The following is a 15,168-nucleotide window of genomic DNA, read 5'->3' on the forward strand; positions in this document are numbered from 1 at the left end:
CATGGCCAGTTGCCATGTCGTGGTTACCTATCCGGCGCGCACAGCTTCCGCGACCGCGTCGCCTATCGCGGCCATTCCGGCCGCCGTCGGATGCAGTGGCGCAGCAGGATTCTGAGGGATGACGCCCTCGAAGTATCGCTGATCGGCAGCCACGCAGACGTCGTGGCCGACGCTCAGCGGCTCGGTGTCGACGAACTCGGCACCGTGCTCGTCGGCCTGCGTCTTCAGGGCCTCGTTCATTGCGGTGATGCTGCCCTGGATGTAATCGGCGTCCTCGGGCAGCATCGGCTGAGTGGGGAAGCATCCGCCGTCCGGCAGATACGTGCCGTACCCGACGACCAGGACCCGGGCGTCCGGCGCACGCTCGGCCACCGCGTCGAGCATCGCTCCCCAATTCGGGGACTTCTCCGCGATGGCGGCCGCGACGGTGTCGACGCCGCCCGCAGTGAGGCCATCCTTGCAGTTGTTGGTCGCCGACGACGCCGTGAAGGTCAGGCAGCTCACGGCCGTCGAGACCAGCCCGATGTCGTTTCCACCGATCGTGATCGTCACCAGATCGGTGTCGGCAGAGAGTGCATCGAGCTGCACCGGAACCTCACCGCTGGACGTGCCCTGCGGAGTGGAGACGATGTTCTCGGTGATTGCCCCCGAGCATGTGACATCGACGAACGAAGCAACAGCGAGTTCTTCCGCGAGAACGTGCGGGTAGTTGGAGTCGGATTGCTGGCATCCCGGCGCGCCGACCTGGTCGGGGATACGCGGACCCGACGCGGCCGAATCACCGAGGGCGACATAGTCGAGCGGGTCGGGAGCGCTTGCCGTCGGCGCGGGCGATTCCGTCGTGCAGGCCGTGAGCACACAGGCGGCCGCAGCAACACCGGCGAGGATTCCCTGGATTCTCACAGCTACGACGCTACAGCTGCCGGTAGCCTCGACCGAGTTGTCCGCAGGAAACATCTACACAACACATCTACACAACGAAGGCAGGAACATTTCATGATCACCAATTTCATCAACGCCATCCTCGGCGGCTTCGGCTCCATCTCCGCAGGCAGCAGCGGCTTCGAGCTTGCACCGGGCACCCTGCCCTTCGGCCTGTAGAGAGCGGCCGATCGAGCACCCGTGCGGTGTCGACGGTTCGTTCGGCACCGTGCGGGTACCCCGAGGTCATGACTTCCCAGAACAAAGACAACACCTCGGCCCCCGACGCAGAAGAGGACGTTCAGTCCGACCCGGCTGCCTCCTCCGAGGACAACGATTGGTCCAGCGAAGGCGGCGCAATCGAAACCGGCCCGGCGACCTCGGACGAGCGAACCGACAACAACTAGCCGGTCAATCGGCGGGAGACGGCCCGCACCGTGCGAACGTCGCCGTCGGCGACGATGTGCTCGACCGTCTCGCCTCGGGCACGCATCGATTCGCCGACGCAGAAGTTCACTCGGGCATCGCCGAGCCAATCCACGCCGACGACAACTCCCAGGGTTCCCTTGGGGATACCGCTGCGCCATCGCACGCGCCCCAGATCTCGGACCGCTACAACGGTCTCGCCTATCTCGAAATGACCCATACGTCCCCCCGGGCTCGATTCTTACCGACCAGTAGACCTCGAATGAACTGCCTGTTCAAGCGGTACATCCGCGCTTACGGTCAGCACTAACAGCGCGGAGGAGGAACATTCCGGTCCGAAAAAGACCGATTCCCTGCTTCGGTGGACCACATCACGAGTCACGGTATTTGATGCCTGAATAAGTTGCTGGACTAGCAATAGAAGTTGCCGACAGTAGGGTGTCGACCGCACACTCCCTACATGACTTCAGACACTGTTCACCACACCCCGGTCGACGCGATCATCGTCGGCGGCGGCGTTGCCGGTCTCAGCGCTGCCGTGACTCTGGGCCGGTCCCGACGCTCGGTTGTTGTCGTCGACGCCGGCGATCCCCGCAATGCGCCGGCCGCGCATTCGCACAACTACCTCACTCGCGACGGCGAGTCGCCGCTCGAACTGGTACGGCTCGGCCGCGACGAGGCGCAGGGCTACGGGGCCCAGATCATCGAGGGCACCGCCCGGTCGGCAAGCCGGACAGATTCCGGCTTCGAGGTGACATTGGCCGACGGTTCCGTCGTCCGTGGCCGTCGCCTGTTGGTCACCACCGGGCTCACAGACGTTCTCCCGAACATTCCCGGCCTCGCCGAGCGGTGGGGCCGCGACGTACTGCACTGCCCGTACTGCCACGGCTGGGAAGTTCGAGACCGGGCGATCGGCATCATCGGCAGCGCGATGTCCGGGCACCAAGCTCAAATGTGGCGTCAGCTCACCGACGACGTCACGGTGTTCGCCCACACTGCCTCGGAAGTCACCGCCGAGGAGCTGCAGCGACTCCGCGCTCGTGGCATCGACGTCGTCGACGAGGAGATCGCTCGGGTGGATGTGGCCGACGACGTGATCGTGGGCGTCACCCTCGCGGACGGGCGGCAGATTCGACTCGACGCGCTGGTCGTGGGACCCAACTTCACCTCTCGCGCCGACGTCCTGGTCTCGCTCGGAATCGACACCACCGAGATGGTGATGAACGACCACGTTCTCGGCACCTACGTCGAGGCCGACCCCATGGGTGCTACCTCGGTGCCCGGTGTCTGGGTGGCCGGGAACGTAGCCGCACCCATGGACACGGTGGTCGCTGCAGCGGCCGCCGGCGTGCGAGCCGGTGCCGCGATCAACGGGGACCTGATCGAGGAAGAGGTTCGTAGCGCAGTCCAGAGGAAAACCTCCGCGGCGGCGACCTGACAGCTGTTGTGCTGCTTTCCCCTCATACGACAGTTCCGACACCGAATTCACTGATCGAAGACGTATATTCACCGGAGGAGGCGTCGGAAATAAGCGGTGGGCAGGCCGCGCGCGAGAAGGAAGTAGGTCCTTCGATGAACACGAAGGTCGCTGCGCCCTTTGCCGTCCACTCCAAACGAACAGTAAGACTCGCTGCGGTGGCCGTCATCGCGACCGCATTCTTCGTTCTCGGTAACGCCGACGTGCGGGCGGGAGTCCTGGCCACAGTCGCCGTCGGCTCGGTGCTCACCATCAGCGCCGCCATTCGCCGCTACCGTCCCGATGACTCTCGGTGCTGGTGGGCACTGTTCGGGGCCTCGGTGGTGTTCATGTTCGGCGTCTCGCTCCGCGGTGATCCCAGCCATTCTTTCTCGTTGCTACCGGACCTGTTCACGCTGACCGGGTACGCACTCGTCGGATACGCACTGTCGCGGTGGATCCGAGATCGCCAGTCGATCGACGACATAACACCACTGGTCGATGCCGGCCTGATCTTCCTCGGCACCCTGTTTCTGTCTTGGTTGCTGTTCATCTCACCGGCCCTGGAATCCTCGTACTCGTCGGCATCGACCGTGGTGAACGGCGTGTACCCGGCGATCGACGCGGCGCTGATCACGCTGACCACCTATCTGTTGTACTCGTCCAAACCTCGCACACCGGCTCTGCGATGGGCACTGATCGCTCTGATTGCGACGCTCGTCGGAGACGTCTCGTACGCATTCGCCGCCACGACTGCCGACGCGCCGTCCTCGGGTCTGCTCGACGGCATCTACCTCTTCGCATACCTCTCCCTGGCGATGGCAGCGCTCGACCCGTCGATGCGCACCGTCTCTCAGCGACAGGATCCGGCACCCGCCCACAGCAACCGTCGGGTCGTGTTCGTGGTGACTCTGCTGGTCGTGTGCGCCACCGTGCCCCTACTGGGCTCGGCGGTATCCACCGGCGACCTGGTGGTGCGTTCGCTGTTGCTCGCGTCGATCCTGGTCGGTGCCTTCCTGCGCGGCGAACGTGCGCTCACGCGAGTCCAGTTCGGCAAGGAACACGCCAAATACCTCGCGGCACACGACCTGCTGACCGGCCTCCCCAACCGCACGATGCTGGACGAGGAATTCGCCAGGCACGAGCGTTCGCAGGCCCACGGACGCACCTGCGTCCTGTTCGTCGACCTGGACAATTTCAAGATCGTCAACGACTCGTACGGTCATCGCGTCGGTGACGAACTGATCGTCGCCGCTGCGCGTCGGATCCGCGCAGCCGTCGGTGCCGCCGACTCCGTCGTTCGATACGCGGGCGACGAATTCGTGATCTTGTCCCGGCGCGATCGTCTCGGCGCAGAAGCGTTGGCACGCCGCATCATCGACCGAATGAACGAGCCGTTCCCGCTCAGCGCCGCAACGGCCTACGTCACGGCATCGGTCGGCATCGCCGAAGCAGACCGCCTGCACGACGCCATCCGCGAGGCCGATACCGCGATGTATCACGCCAAATCCCTCGGCGCGGCGCGCTATGCGTTTTTCGACGAATCCTTGCGCGCACGTGCCACTTCCGCGATGGAAACCACGACTGCGCTGCGCGGTGCAATCAGGCGCGGCGAGCTCGAGGTGTACTACCAGCCCATCGTCGACACCGCCTCGCGCACCACGGTCGTCTACGAGGCGCTCGTCCGCTGGAACAGGGACGGCCGGGTGTGTACGCCCAACGAATTCATTCCGATTGCCGAATCCACCGGTCTGATCAAGGAGATCGGAGAGTGGGTGCTGCGGTGCGCGCTCTCGGATCTGGTGACGCTGCGCGCTCACGGTCAGGACGTCACCATGTCGGTGAACGTGTCCCCGATGCAATTGCGGGACGATTCGCTACCGAACATCGTGCGAGGACTGCTCGACGAGTTCGGGCTCAGCGGAGCAGATCTGGCGCTCGAGATCACCGAGAGCATTCTGATCGACGACATGGGGACCGCGAAAAGCCTTCTCGATCGACTCGCTGCGATGGGTGTACTCATCGTGCTGGACGACTTCGGAATCGGCTACTCCTCGTTGAACAGGCTGCGCGCGATGCCGATCGCGCTGCTCAAGATCGACAAGTCGTTCGTGCACGAGATCGGGCACTCCGAATCCGATACTCAACTGATCCGCGCGATCGTCGCCATGGCCTCGGCGCTACCGGTGAACACGGTCGCCGAAGGTGTCGAGACGGAGGAGCAGGCCTCGATCATCGAGTCACTCGAATGCCGCTTCGCGCAGGGTTTCCTGTTCGGCAGGCCGGCTCCCATCGCACACTGGCTCCTCGAATCCGCGCAGCAATGGTGATCACGGTGTTAGCGTCGAGCGGTGTCTGCAACCGGAATGCGCTCGCTGCGATCGACCGCTCTTGCCTGTGCCCTGCTGCTGGTACCGCTCGCCGCGTGTAGCAGCAGTGACAGCACCGGTACCGACTCCGCTGCCGAGAACAGTTGCGTTCTCGGTGCCAGCGGCGGCACGCCGGTAGGAGCGGCGCCCAGCGCGGGTTCGGGCGACATCTCCACCAATCCGGAAGTCGCGACCGGCTATCGATCCAACATGACGCCGGTGGAGACCGCGTCGTACTCGGTCTCGACGGCGAACCCGGTGTCGACCGAAGCAGCCTGCAAAGTCCTACGTGACGGCGGTACCGCAGCCGACGCACTGATCGTCGCGCAGACGGTGCTCGGTCTCGTCGAACCGCAGTCGTCCGGTATCGGCGGCGGTGCCTTCCTGATGTACTACGACGCCGCGTCCGGCGACGTACAGAGCTACGACGGCCGCGAAACCGCGCCGATGAGCGCCACCGGCGACTACCTGCGATACATCGACGATGTGAACCGCACTGTGCCGCAACCCGATGCGCGGTCCAGTGGCCGATCGATCGGTGTACCGGGCGTGCTGCGCATGCTGGAGCAAGCCCACGACGATCACGGCGACAAGCCGTGGGGGGATCTCTTCCAGCCCGCGATCGAGCTCGCCGACAACGGAATCGACATCAGTCCACGGATGGCCTCGTCCATCGCGGACTCGGCACCCAAGCTCGCCCTCGACCCCGCGTCCAAGGACTACTTCCTGCAGCCGGACGGTACCGGAAAGCCGACCGGGACAGTTCTGAACAACCCGGCGATGTCGAAGACGTTGTCCACCATCGCAACCGATGGTGCCGACGCCTTCTACACCGGCGACATCGCGCAGGCCATCGTCGACGCCACCGCCGATACCACCGCCGGCCGCACCCCCGGACAGATCACCCTCGACGACCTCGCCGGATACGAGCCCAAGACCCGCACCGCCGTGTGCACCGAGTACCGGGACCACGACATCTGCGGAATGCCGGGACCGTCGTCGGGCGGTATCGCGGTGGCGTCGACGATGGGCATTCTGTCGGGCTTCGATCTGGCGCAGTACGCCCCGACGGGAATGGACGCCAACGGCGGAACCCCGACGGCCGAGGCCGTGCACTTGATCTCCGAGGCCGAGCGACTGGCCTACGCCGATCGCGACAAGTACGTGGCCGATCCGGACTTCGTACCCCTGCCCGGCGGTTCACCCGACGCCTTGCTCGACCCCGAATATCTCAGCAGCAGAGCAGGACTCATCGACGAATCGAAGTCGATGGGCACCGCACAACCCGGCGACTTCGGCCCGGTGCAGTTCGCCTCGTCCACCGACCCCGAGCACGGCACCAGCCACATCTCCATCGTCGACAGTGAGGGCAACGCGGCCTCGATGACGACGACCGTCGAGTCGGCTTTCGGCTCGTTCCACATGGTCGACGGCTTTCTGCTCAACAATCAGCTCACCGACTTCTCCGCGGCTCCCGTGGCCGAGGACGGAACTCCCATGGCCAACCGTGTCGAGCCCGGGAAGCGTCCGCGCAGCTCGATGGCTCCGACGCTGGTGTTCGACCGCGCCGACGACGGAACGCGCGGAGATCTCGTGCTCGTCGCCGGATCTCCCGGCGGATCGGTGATCATTCAGTTCGTCGTCAAAACCCTGGTGGGACTGCTCGATTGGGGCATGGACCCGCAGCAGGCGGTATCGATGGTCGACTTCGGTGCGGCCAACACCCCGTCCACCAATTACGGCGGCGAGCATCCGAACGTCACGGGCGAGAACGATCCTGTGGTGGTGAAGCTGCGCGAGATGGGCCATCAGGTCTCGGTCGCAGACCAGTCCAGCGGACTGAGCGCCCTGCAGCGCACCGACGGCGGCTGGATCGGGGGAGCGGACCCACGCCGCGAGGGTGAAGTACTGGGTGGGTAGCGGTCAACTCACGAATCGATAACCCATGCCGGTCTCGGTGATCAGATGCACCGGGGCCGCCGGGTCGCGTTCCAGTTTCTGCCTCAACTGGCCGAGATAGATTCGTAGATAGTGCGTTTCACGCTCGTGCCCGGGGCCCCAGACGGTACGCAGTATGTCCTTCTGCGATACCAGCTTGCCCTCGTTGCGCACGAGCAGTTCGAGGACGCCCCATTCGGTGCGGGTCAGGTGCACGTTCTCGCCCGCTCGGACAACGGTTTTCGCGGCCAGGTCGACGGTGAAGTCCTCGGTCTCGACCAGAGGATCTGCCACGGCCTGCGGGCCGCGGCGCAGGGCCGCGCGCAATCGTGCCAGCAACTCGTCCATCCCGAAGGGCTTGGTGACGAAGTCGTCGGCACCGGCATCGAGTGCCTCGACGGTATCGGCCGAGTCGGTCCGTGCCGAGAGCACCAGAATCGGCACCTCGGTCCAGCCGCGCAGCCCGGCGATGACGTCGATACCGTCGATGTCGGGTAGGCCGAGATCGAGAATCACGATGTCCGGGTGGAAGTTCGCAGCCACTCGCAGCGCCTCGCCACCCGTTGCGGCACTGACAACCTCGAACCCGCGCACGTTGAGATTGATACGCAGCGCTCGCACGATCTGTGGCTCGTCGTCGACGACGAGCACCCGCACCTTCACCTGCTCGCCGCCTTCAGCTCGACCGTCATCGTCAGCCCGCCGCCGACGGTGTTCGATGCCGTGACGGTACCGCCCATAGCTCGGACGAATCCGCGCACCACCGACAGTCCCAGCCCGACGCCTATCGAATTGTCGCGGTCACCGAGTCGTTGGAACGCGTCGAACATCGTGTCCTCGGTTCCCTCGCTGATGCCGGGGCCGTGATCGACGACGGAGATGGTCGCCGTGTCGCCGTGGACCGAGGCCGTGACGGTGATGTCGCCGGCGGGGGCGTACCGGGCGCTGTTGTCCACCAGGTTCGCCAGCACCCGTTCCAGCAGACCAGGGTCTGCCAGAACCTCGACGTCACCCACCTCGACCCGCACCCGATCGCCCGCCCTCGTTCCGTCGACACCGACCAGTGCGCCGCTCAGCACGTCGTCGACGAAGACGGGACGCAGACTCGGTTGCACCACACCGGCTTGCAACCGCGAGGAGTCGAGCAGATTGCTCACCAGAGCGGTCAGCTGATCGGCCGATTCGTCGATGGTGGCGAGCAACTCGTCGGTGTCCTCGGGCGAGAACTGCACGTCGGTGCTGCGCAGGGACGAGGACGCCGCCTTGACCGCGGACAACGGCGTCCGGAGATCGTGGCTGACGGCCGAGAGCAGTGCTCGACGCAGCGCGTCGGCCTCGGCGAGCGCGTTGGCGCGGCTGGCTTCCTCGGCCAGCCGTGCCTGACGGACCATGCCCGCAGCCTGGTTGGCCACCGCTGCCAGTACGCGTCGATCGTGTGCGCGCGTGCGCTCTCCGACAAGCAACAGCGTGAAGTCGCCCGCATCGACCTCGGTATCGGCCCCGGCTCGGTTCTCTGGGGCCTGCGCGCCTGCACTGCCCACCACCGTCTGAGACTGGTTGTCCCACAGCGCAACACCGGTCTGCCGGTAGGTCTCGCGGGCGCGTTCGAGCAGTGCCGTCAGGTCCGCTCCGCGGAGCACCGATCCGGCGAACAGTGTCAACAGCTCGGCCTCCTGCGTTGCCCTCCGTGCCTGACGCGTTCGCCGGGCCGCAGCGTCGACGAGGGCGGCAACGGCAACGGCCACGACGAGCAACACCACGGTGACGACGAAGTTTTCCGGCTCGGCGATGGTGAGGCTGTACCGGGGTGTGGTGAAGAAGTAGTTGAGCAGGAATCCCGCGATCAGCGCCGACAGTGCCGCCGGCGCAACCCCTCCCAACAGTGCGACACAGAGCACCACCATGAAGAACAGGGCACTCTCGCCGCTGGAGTCGAAGTTCGGTCCGACCGTGCTCAGTACGGCGGCGGCGAGACAGGGCACCAGTACAGCGGCGACCCACGCCAGAATGCGACGCCGTCCCGAATCGAGCTGCATGCCCCGGCGGCGGGCCTGCTCGGCGTGAGTGACCATGTGCACGTCGATCTTTCCCGAGTTCTGCACCACGGCTGCGCCGATACCCTCGTCCAGGATCCGCGCCGCGCGCGACCGTCTCGAGGTACCGATCACCAGCTGCGTTGCATTCACGCCGCGGGCAAAGTCGAGCAGAGTCGTCGGTACGTCGTCGCCGACGACGCTGTGCACGCTGGCCCCGAGTCCGGCGGCGAGCTTTCGAACCGAGCCCATCTGCGGTGCCGACACACCCATCAGTCCGTCGCCGCGGACGATGTGCAGCACCATCAGCTCCGCGCTGGACTTCGAGGCGATGCGACTGGCGCGGCGAAGCAGCGTCTCCGATTCCGGTCCGCCGGTCACCGCCACCACCACGCGCTCGCGGGCTTCCCACGTCTCGGTGATGCGATTGTCCTTGCGGTACTTCACCAATGCCGCGTCCACCTGGTCGGCGATCCACAGCAGTGCGAGTTCGCGCAGCGCCGTCAGGTTGCCGCCTCGGAAGTAATTGCTCAGTGCCGCATCGACCTTCTCGGGGGCGTAGACATTGCCGTGCCGCAGCCGGCTGCGTAGCGCTTCTGGAGTGATGTCGACCAGTTCCACCTCGTCGGCCGCACGAACGATACTGTCGGGCACCGTCTCTCGCTGCGGTACCCCGGTGATCTGCTGCACCACGTCGTTGAGCGATTCGAGATGCTGGACATTGAGGGTCGAGATGACGTCGATACCGGCGTCGAGCATCACGTCGACGTCCTGCCACCGCTTACCGTGCGCGCTGCCGGGGGTATTGGTGTGCGCGAGTTCATCGACCAGCACCACCTGAGGCTTCCGCGCCAGGACGGCGTCGAGATCGAGTTCCTGAGCGGACGAACCCCGATATTCGACGGTCGCCATCGGCAGCACCTCGATACCGTCGAGAGCCTCGATCGTCCGAGCACGCCCGTGCGTCTCGACCACTGCTGCCACGACGTCGCAGCCCTGGCTGCTCAGCCGACGGGCCTCCCCGAGCATGGCGAAGGTCTTCCCGACGCCTGGTGCTGCGCCCAGGTAGATCCGCAGCTCACCTCGGTCCGCCAACGTCTGTCTCCTCAACCGGCCGGTGCAGCTAGCGCTCCTCGATGTCGTCGACGCGTATCTCGACCACATCGCGCCCGAGGGTGACGCCCAGCAGGTCCGACACGGTATCGATCGCGATGGTCGCCAACTCGTCTCCCGCGGCCTGCAGGTCGTCGCCGTAGACCCCGATGACCGCGACGAACAGACCGATACACGCATGGTCGTCCAGGTCGAGGTCGATCTCGGTGGGCTGTGCACCGTGCACGTCCGCCAATGCACGACGAAGCGTCGTCTTGACGATGTGGTCGCTGACCCGCAGTGAGTCCGCCGGTCCGGCAGCAGAATTCGAGGGGAACGCGCTGTCGATGGGCCACGTGCGTCTGGTCGTGTTGCGTACCTTCGTCAGTATGGACGCGCTGATATCCACCCAATTCGGTTCCTGTGGTGCGTCCCGAAGTTCGGTGGCAGCACGCGCGAGAACCGAATCCGGCTCTACTGGGTTCGCCATGTTGCCAACCTTTCGCTCAATGTTGCTCGTGCTCTGGTCAACTGACCACGTACTGCTCCGGCGGAGAGGGTCATGATGGCGCCGATCTCGGGGTGCGTCAGGCCTTCCACCTCGCGGAGCAACCAGCAGGCCCGCTGACGGTAGGGCAGCTCGGCGAGCGCGGTGCCCAGTTCGGCCATGAAGCTGTCGGCCTCGACATCGGCCCCGGGATCGCTGCCCGCGCCGGTGCTCTTTCGCTCGAACACCCAATCTTCCGCGGGAGGGACGCTACGTCGTCGTCGATGATCGATCACCTTGTGCGACACCAGTGAAAACAGCCATGTCCGCAAGGCCGAGTCCCCACGGAAATTGTCGAGGCCCTTCCACGCTGCCACGAACGCGTCCTGCACCACCTCTTCGGCGGCACCTTGATCGGACAGCATGTTGCGCGCATACCGAAACATCTCCGGGCCGTAGCGCCGGACGATCTCCTCGAACGCATCGGTCTCGCCGAGCGCAGCTCCACCGACGAGAACGCGGTCCGACGCGTCTACCCACTCCATCGGGCCCCCGTTCACTTCATCGTGGTCGTCGATCACGCAAGTCTTTCGATACCGGTTCTACCAGTAGACGTAATCTATGACGTAGGTCACTTTATGTGGACGTGTGTTTCGACCACCGAGCTACGACCAACTCCTGTCACACACCGAACCACCAGACACCGAAACGAAGAGAGGCATTCATGAGCTCCACGACGGACACCAAGGCAACCGTATCCGCAGCAGGCGAAGGAAAGACCGACATCACCACCAAGTCGGATTCGGTACTCGTCAGCTCGCAGGGCCGCACCACCATTGCCGATACCGTCGTCTCCAAGATCGCCGGCATCGCCACCCGTGAGGTCCAGGGAGTGCACGCCGTCGGCGGCGGAGCCAGCCGTGCGATCGGCGCTCTCCGTGAGCGCATCCCCGGTGCCCGCGTCAACCAGTCGCAGGGTGTCTCGGTCGAGGTCGGCGAGCGTCAGGCAGCAGTCGACATCGACATCGTCGCCGATTACGGCGTGTCCATCGCAGACCTCGCAGCGGGCATCCGCCGCAACGTCATCAACGCCGTCGAGCGCATGACCGGCCTCGAGGTCACCGAGGTCAACATCGTCGTCCACGACATCTACCTCGACGACGGCTCGGACGACGACGACACCACCGAGCCCGCCACCACCCGAGTGCAGTGACCGAGCCGCACATGACGGATCGTGACAAGTCCGAGGACATCGCCGACGCCGTACTGGCAATCGACGGTGTCGTCGGGCTGCACGGCGGCATGTTCGGTGAGGCCGCGACGTACCTGCCCGGACGCCGGATCGCCGGTGTCCGAAGCAACGAAGACGGAACCGAGGTTCACGTGACCTTGGAGTTCGGTGTCGCGGTCCGCGAGACCGCCGACGCCGTGCGTCGCACAGTGGCAGCGATGGTCGACGGCCCCGTGCACGTCACCGTCGAGGACATTGTGCGAGTCTGACCAGGTGAACGAGCCCGCAGCGCACCACCGAGCCGCCGAGTACAAGGCGGCTCGGCGCGCTGTGGCACGCGAACATCACCCCGACATCGGCGGGGATCCGGCGCGCTACATGGCCGAACTCGCCGAGGTCGACCGCAGGTTCGCTGTTCTACCGTCGGCACCGATCAATTCCGCCAGCGCGCCGACCGTGTTCCGCGCCTCGCCGATCCCGTCCCCACTGCGAACCCTGCCCAAGCGGATCGCTCGCATCCGCAAGCGCGTCACCCGGCGCAACTACTTCGACATCTGACACCGCCCTCTGACTGGAGATCAAGACCATGACCACTGCAACCATCGGTTTGTTCGTGGGACTTCTGCTGGCCATCGCCGCAGCGGCCGGCGGTTTCACCGGCTTTCTCATCGCCGTCGTCCTCGGCGGCCTCGGTTTCTTCGTCGGACGCTACATCGACGGCGAACTGGACCTGAACTCGATCATGCGTGGTCGCGGTCGTGACTGAGACAGCGGTGGCCGAAACACTGAACGACCCCGGTGAGCGAGGCTCACTGGAAATCAAGCACAAAGCCGTCGAGCGCCTTGCGGTTCTTGCCGCTCGCAGCACCGAATCGGTCACCGACCGCCACCCCGGACTGCGCGTCCTCGGTGGACGTGACCTGCCCAAGGCCGACGTGACGATCACCGGAACGCGTGTCCGTGCGCAGGTTGCGGTAGCCGTCACGTGGCCGTCACCGCTGGCGAAGGTCGCCGCGAACGTCCGCGCGGCCGTGGCCAGAGATCTGTCCGAGCTGGGCATCTACACCGTCGACCGAGTCGACGTGACCGTCCAATGCGTGCCTGCCGAAGACACTGTCGAAGAAGGGAGAGTGCAATGAGCGACAAGCCGAGCAAGAAGCCGGTAGCCAGCCCTACCGCCGCCATCCCTGCGGTGCTGTTCGCACTCGTCCTCATCGCTGCCGGGGTGGTCCTCGGACGCGAGGCGTTGCTGAAGCTCGGCGCGCTCGACGGCTCCGAATGGGTCGGCCCCGCGGCTGCACAGTTGGACGGACTCACCGCGCAGAGTTGGATGCTGCCCGGCGGCATCGCCGCCGTCGTCGTCGGTTTCATCCTCGTATTCGTCGCCGTTCGTCCGCGCCGACGTACCCATCGCGCGCTGACCGGGCAGGATGTCTGGCTCCGCAAGGGTGACGTCGCCGCAGTGGCTCGCGCCGCCGCACTCGACAACGCAGGAGTCGATTCCGCGACGGCCAAGGCAGGCAACAAGAAGGTCACCGTCGCCGCGTCCACCGTGACCGGCACCGACACCTCGGCCTTGAAATCCTCGATCGTCACCTCCGTGGACGATGCCCTCCGCCCACTCGCGTCGGCACCGAAAGTCCGCACCCGAGTGCGAACGACAGGACAAGCCTCATGAAGCGCGCTACCGCGTCCCTCGATCGAACCAGTACGGCGGTCGTCGGGCTCGCACTGATCGCCCTCGGCGGCGGAGCCATCGCCTGGGAACGCGGCAAGTTCCCCGGCCGCGAACGAATCGATGCCGCGTTCGTCGACACCACCGTCGACGCAGGATGGTGGCCCTGGGCACTCGGAGCAGCCGCGATCGTCCTCGTTCTCCTCGGACTCTGGTGGCTGCTCGCGCACCTGCCGCGCCGTTCGGTCGGCACCGTCGCGTTCGCCTCCACACCGGATTCCGACGTGGACGGCAGGCTCAGCGTCGATCTGACCACCGCCGCCAAGAGCGCGGCGAAGTCGTTGGCCGCCCACGAGGGTGTCGTCTCCGCATCCGGCCGCTCGGTGTCGGACCGCGGCGAGCGGGTCGTCGAGATCACCGCCACCCTCGATCCCACAGTGGCATCGCTCGATACGGTCTCGGCCGCGGCAGCGCAGACGCGTAACGACATCGTGACGTCACTCGACGGCACGCCAGCTGCAGTGCGAATCCTGTTGCAGTGCGGTAAGTCTCGAAAGCAGTCCGCTCGCGTGAGCTAGAACTCGATCTCCCCGATCAGGCCGTGATGGTCCGATCCGGGGAGATCGATTCTTTCCAGTGATCGAGCGTGTCCGGTGTTGGACAGGATGTGATCGATGCCGACGACAGCGGGCATGCCCTTGTCCGTGGGATACGTGGGCACCAAGCCCTTCCCCACTTGCGCTGCAGCGTCGGAGTATCCAGCATCGAGAAGGTTGCGGAACTTCTTGTGCGAATAGGTCGTATTGAAGTCCCCACTGACGATCACCGGCCCGGTGCCGGACACGGCCACCAGATCGTCTCGGAGAGTGTCCAATTCAGCGGTCCAGATGTCTGCCGGAGTGATGTAGGCGGGGCCCGGATGCACGGCCAGCAACGAAATCGGCTCCGAATCGGGGACCTCGATTCGGGTCGCCAGATTCATCGGACCGTACCCGTCGAGCTCACGGCTGTCCGATAACGGCAGCCGACTGTAAATTCCGGCCCCACCGCCGCCCGTCACGTACGGCCGAAGATAGCTGTAGGGAAAGAGCTCGTCCATACCGGCGTCACGCAGACCGATCACCGACTCGTCGGTCAATTCCTGAATCGTGACCACGTCGACCGAATTGTCGCGGGCCTGACCGACCACAGCGGTCGGATCAGCGCGGCCCACCATCAAATTTGCCTGCATCACGCGCAGCCGCACACCGTCGGAGGTCGGTTCGGCGTCGGCGACGTAGAGCGGTGCGTAGGAGAATGCGCCCGCCGCCAGCACGAGCGTCGAGACACCCGCGAGAATCCAGCGCCTGCCTATCAGCGCCACCAGGGCACCGAGCACAACAGCGATGAACATCAACGGGACGAACGACGCCAGCGCGATCAGCACGTTGACGCGAGTGTCGGAGTAGTAGACGCCCAACGCCAGCAGCCCGGTCAGGATGCCCAGGGTCGCGATCGTGCCGGTGAGTATCCGTACCCAAGTTCGCTGCATAGGGCTCGA

General features: G+C 65.4%; 18 protein-coding genes. 11 read left to right on the top strand and 7 right to left on the bottom strand.

Annotation, left to right across the window (positions count from 1 at the left end):
• Positions 1-27: 27 nt before the first annotated feature.
• Entirely contained in the window at positions 28-903 is an 876-nt protein-coding gene (locus ASG84_RS17225) for an SGNH/GDSL hydrolase family protein (RefSeq protein WP_235581711.1), read from the bottom strand.
• 266 nt (positions 904-1,169) lie between these two features.
• On the opposite strand from ASG84_RS17225, the gene ASG84_RS27970 reads away from it, so the two are divergent.
• Positions 1,170-1,328 carry a hypothetical protein gene (locus ASG84_RS27970; protein WP_200936614.1) on the top strand — a complete coding sequence of 53 codons (159 nt, stop codon included), beginning with the start codon at positions 1,170-1,172 and terminating at the stop codon, positions 1,326-1,328.
• Here the strand turns inward: ASG84_RS27970 and ASG84_RS17235 are convergent.
• Positions 1,325-1,567, bottom strand: coding sequence for a hypothetical protein (locus ASG84_RS17235; RefSeq protein WP_057478255.1), 243 nt, complete (start codon positions 1,565-1,567; stop codon positions 1,325-1,327). The two genes, ASG84_RS27970 and ASG84_RS17235, sit on opposite strands and share 4 nt — an antisense overlap.
• Before the next feature lie 240 nt (positions 1,568-1,807).
• Here ASG84_RS17235 and ASG84_RS17240 point away from each other — a divergent pair, with 240 nt between their 5' ends.
• From ASG84_RS17240 to ggt, 3 genes are all read left to right on the top strand, one after another.
• The gene (locus ASG84_RS17240) at positions 1,808-2,785 is read left to right on the top strand and encodes an NAD(P)/FAD-dependent oxidoreductase (protein WP_057478256.1); all 978 of its coding nucleotides are present in this window, start codon (positions 1,808-1,810) and stop codon (positions 2,783-2,785) included.
• A gap of 134 nt (positions 2,786-2,919) precedes the next feature.
• Positions 2,920-5,133 carry a putative bifunctional diguanylate cyclase/phosphodiesterase gene (locus tag ASG84_RS17245; protein ID WP_057478257.1) on the top strand — a complete coding sequence of 738 codons (2,214 nt, stop codon included), beginning with the start codon at positions 2,920-2,922 and terminating at the stop codon, positions 5,131-5,133.
• A 36-nt stretch (positions 5,134-5,169) separates the two neighbouring features.
• Positions 5,170-7,092 carry a gamma-glutamyltransferase gene (ggt, locus tag ASG84_RS17250; protein WP_057478258.1) on the top strand — a complete coding sequence of 641 codons (1,923 nt, stop codon included), beginning with the start codon at positions 5,170-5,172 and terminating at the stop codon, positions 7,090-7,092.
• Positions 7,093-7,095: 3 nt separating this feature from the next.
• Here ggt and ASG84_RS17255 read toward each other — a convergent pair whose 3' ends face one another.
• From ASG84_RS17255 to ASG84_RS17270, 4 genes are read right to left on the bottom strand one after another with little or no spacing between them, the layout of a single operon-like run.
• Positions 7,096-7,773, bottom strand: a complete 678-nt coding sequence (locus tag ASG84_RS17255) for a response regulator (protein WP_156399579.1) — start codon at positions 7,771-7,773, stop codon at positions 7,096-7,098.
• Positions 7,770-10,307, bottom strand: coding sequence for an ATP-binding protein (locus ASG84_RS17260; protein ID WP_442970971.1), 2,538 nt, complete (start codon positions 10,305-10,307; stop codon positions 7,770-7,772). The genes ASG84_RS17255 and ASG84_RS17260 overlap by 4 nt, the downstream gene beginning before the upstream one ends.
• Positions 10,267-10,725 (bottom strand): hypothetical protein, encoded by a 459-nt coding sequence (locus ASG84_RS17265; protein ID WP_057478259.1) that lies wholly within the window; start codon positions 10,723-10,725, stop codon positions 10,267-10,269. The genes ASG84_RS17260 and ASG84_RS17265 overlap by 41 nt, the downstream gene beginning before the upstream one ends.
• Positions 10,710-11,267 (bottom strand): RNA polymerase sigma factor, encoded by a 558-nt coding sequence (locus tag ASG84_RS17270; protein ID WP_057478468.1) that lies wholly within the window; start codon positions 11,265-11,267, stop codon positions 10,710-10,712. The genes ASG84_RS17265 and ASG84_RS17270 overlap by 16 nt, the downstream gene beginning before the upstream one ends.
• A gap of 179 nt (positions 11,268-11,446) precedes the next feature.
• Between ASG84_RS17270 and ASG84_RS17275 the strand changes: the two genes are divergently transcribed.
• Genes ASG84_RS17275 through ASG84_RS17305 form a run of 7 tightly spaced genes read left to right on the top strand, consistent with a single transcriptional unit; the run spans position 11,447 to position 14,206 of the window.
• The gene (locus ASG84_RS17275) at positions 11,447-11,935 is read left to right on the top strand and encodes an Asp23/Gls24 family envelope stress response protein (protein WP_032378652.1); all 489 of its coding nucleotides are present in this window, start codon (positions 11,447-11,449) and stop codon (positions 11,933-11,935) included.
• Between the two features lie 11 nt (positions 11,936-11,946).
• Positions 11,947-12,222, top strand: a complete 276-nt coding sequence (locus ASG84_RS17280; RefSeq protein WP_057478469.1) for an Asp23/Gls24 family envelope stress response protein — start codon at positions 11,947-11,949, stop codon at positions 12,220-12,222.
• A 4-nt stretch (positions 12,223-12,226) separates the two neighbouring features.
• Positions 12,227-12,511, top strand: a complete 285-nt coding sequence (locus tag ASG84_RS27975) for a hypothetical protein (RefSeq protein WP_057478260.1) — start codon at positions 12,227-12,229, stop codon at positions 12,509-12,511.
• Between the two features lie 28 nt (positions 12,512-12,539).
• Positions 12,540-12,719: a hypothetical protein gene (locus tag ASG84_RS17290; protein ID WP_057478261.1), complete on the top strand. Its 180-nt coding sequence runs from the start codon at positions 12,540-12,542 to the stop codon at positions 12,717-12,719.
• Positions 12,712-13,092: an Asp23/Gls24 family envelope stress response protein gene (locus ASG84_RS17295; RefSeq protein ID WP_162248355.1), complete on the top strand. Its 381-nt coding sequence runs from the start codon at positions 12,712-12,714 to the stop codon at positions 13,090-13,092. The genes ASG84_RS17290 and ASG84_RS17295 overlap by 8 nt, the downstream gene beginning before the upstream one ends.
• On the top strand, positions 13,089-13,631 hold the full coding sequence (locus ASG84_RS17300; RefSeq protein ID WP_057478263.1) for a DUF6286 domain-containing protein: 543 nt from the start codon (positions 13,089-13,091) through the stop codon (positions 13,629-13,631). Before ASG84_RS17295 ends, ASG84_RS17300 begins: the two co-directional genes overlap by 4 nt.
• Positions 13,628-14,206 (top strand): hypothetical protein, encoded by a 579-nt coding sequence (locus ASG84_RS17305; protein ID WP_057478264.1) that lies wholly within the window; start codon positions 13,628-13,630, stop codon positions 14,204-14,206. The genes ASG84_RS17300 and ASG84_RS17305 overlap by 4 nt, the downstream gene beginning before the upstream one ends.
• Here the strand turns inward: ASG84_RS17305 and ASG84_RS17310 are convergent.
• Positions 14,203-15,159 (bottom strand): endonuclease/exonuclease/phosphatase family protein, encoded by a 957-nt coding sequence (locus ASG84_RS17310; protein WP_057478265.1) that lies wholly within the window; start codon positions 15,157-15,159, stop codon positions 14,203-14,205. The two genes, ASG84_RS17305 and ASG84_RS17310, sit on opposite strands and share 4 nt — an antisense overlap.
• Positions 15,160-15,168: the final 9 nt, after the last annotated feature.

The organism is Rhodococcus sp. Leaf278, assembly GCF_001426085.1.
Lineage (GTDB): Bacteria > Actinomycetota > Actinomycetes > Mycobacteriales > Mycobacteriaceae > Rhodococcoides.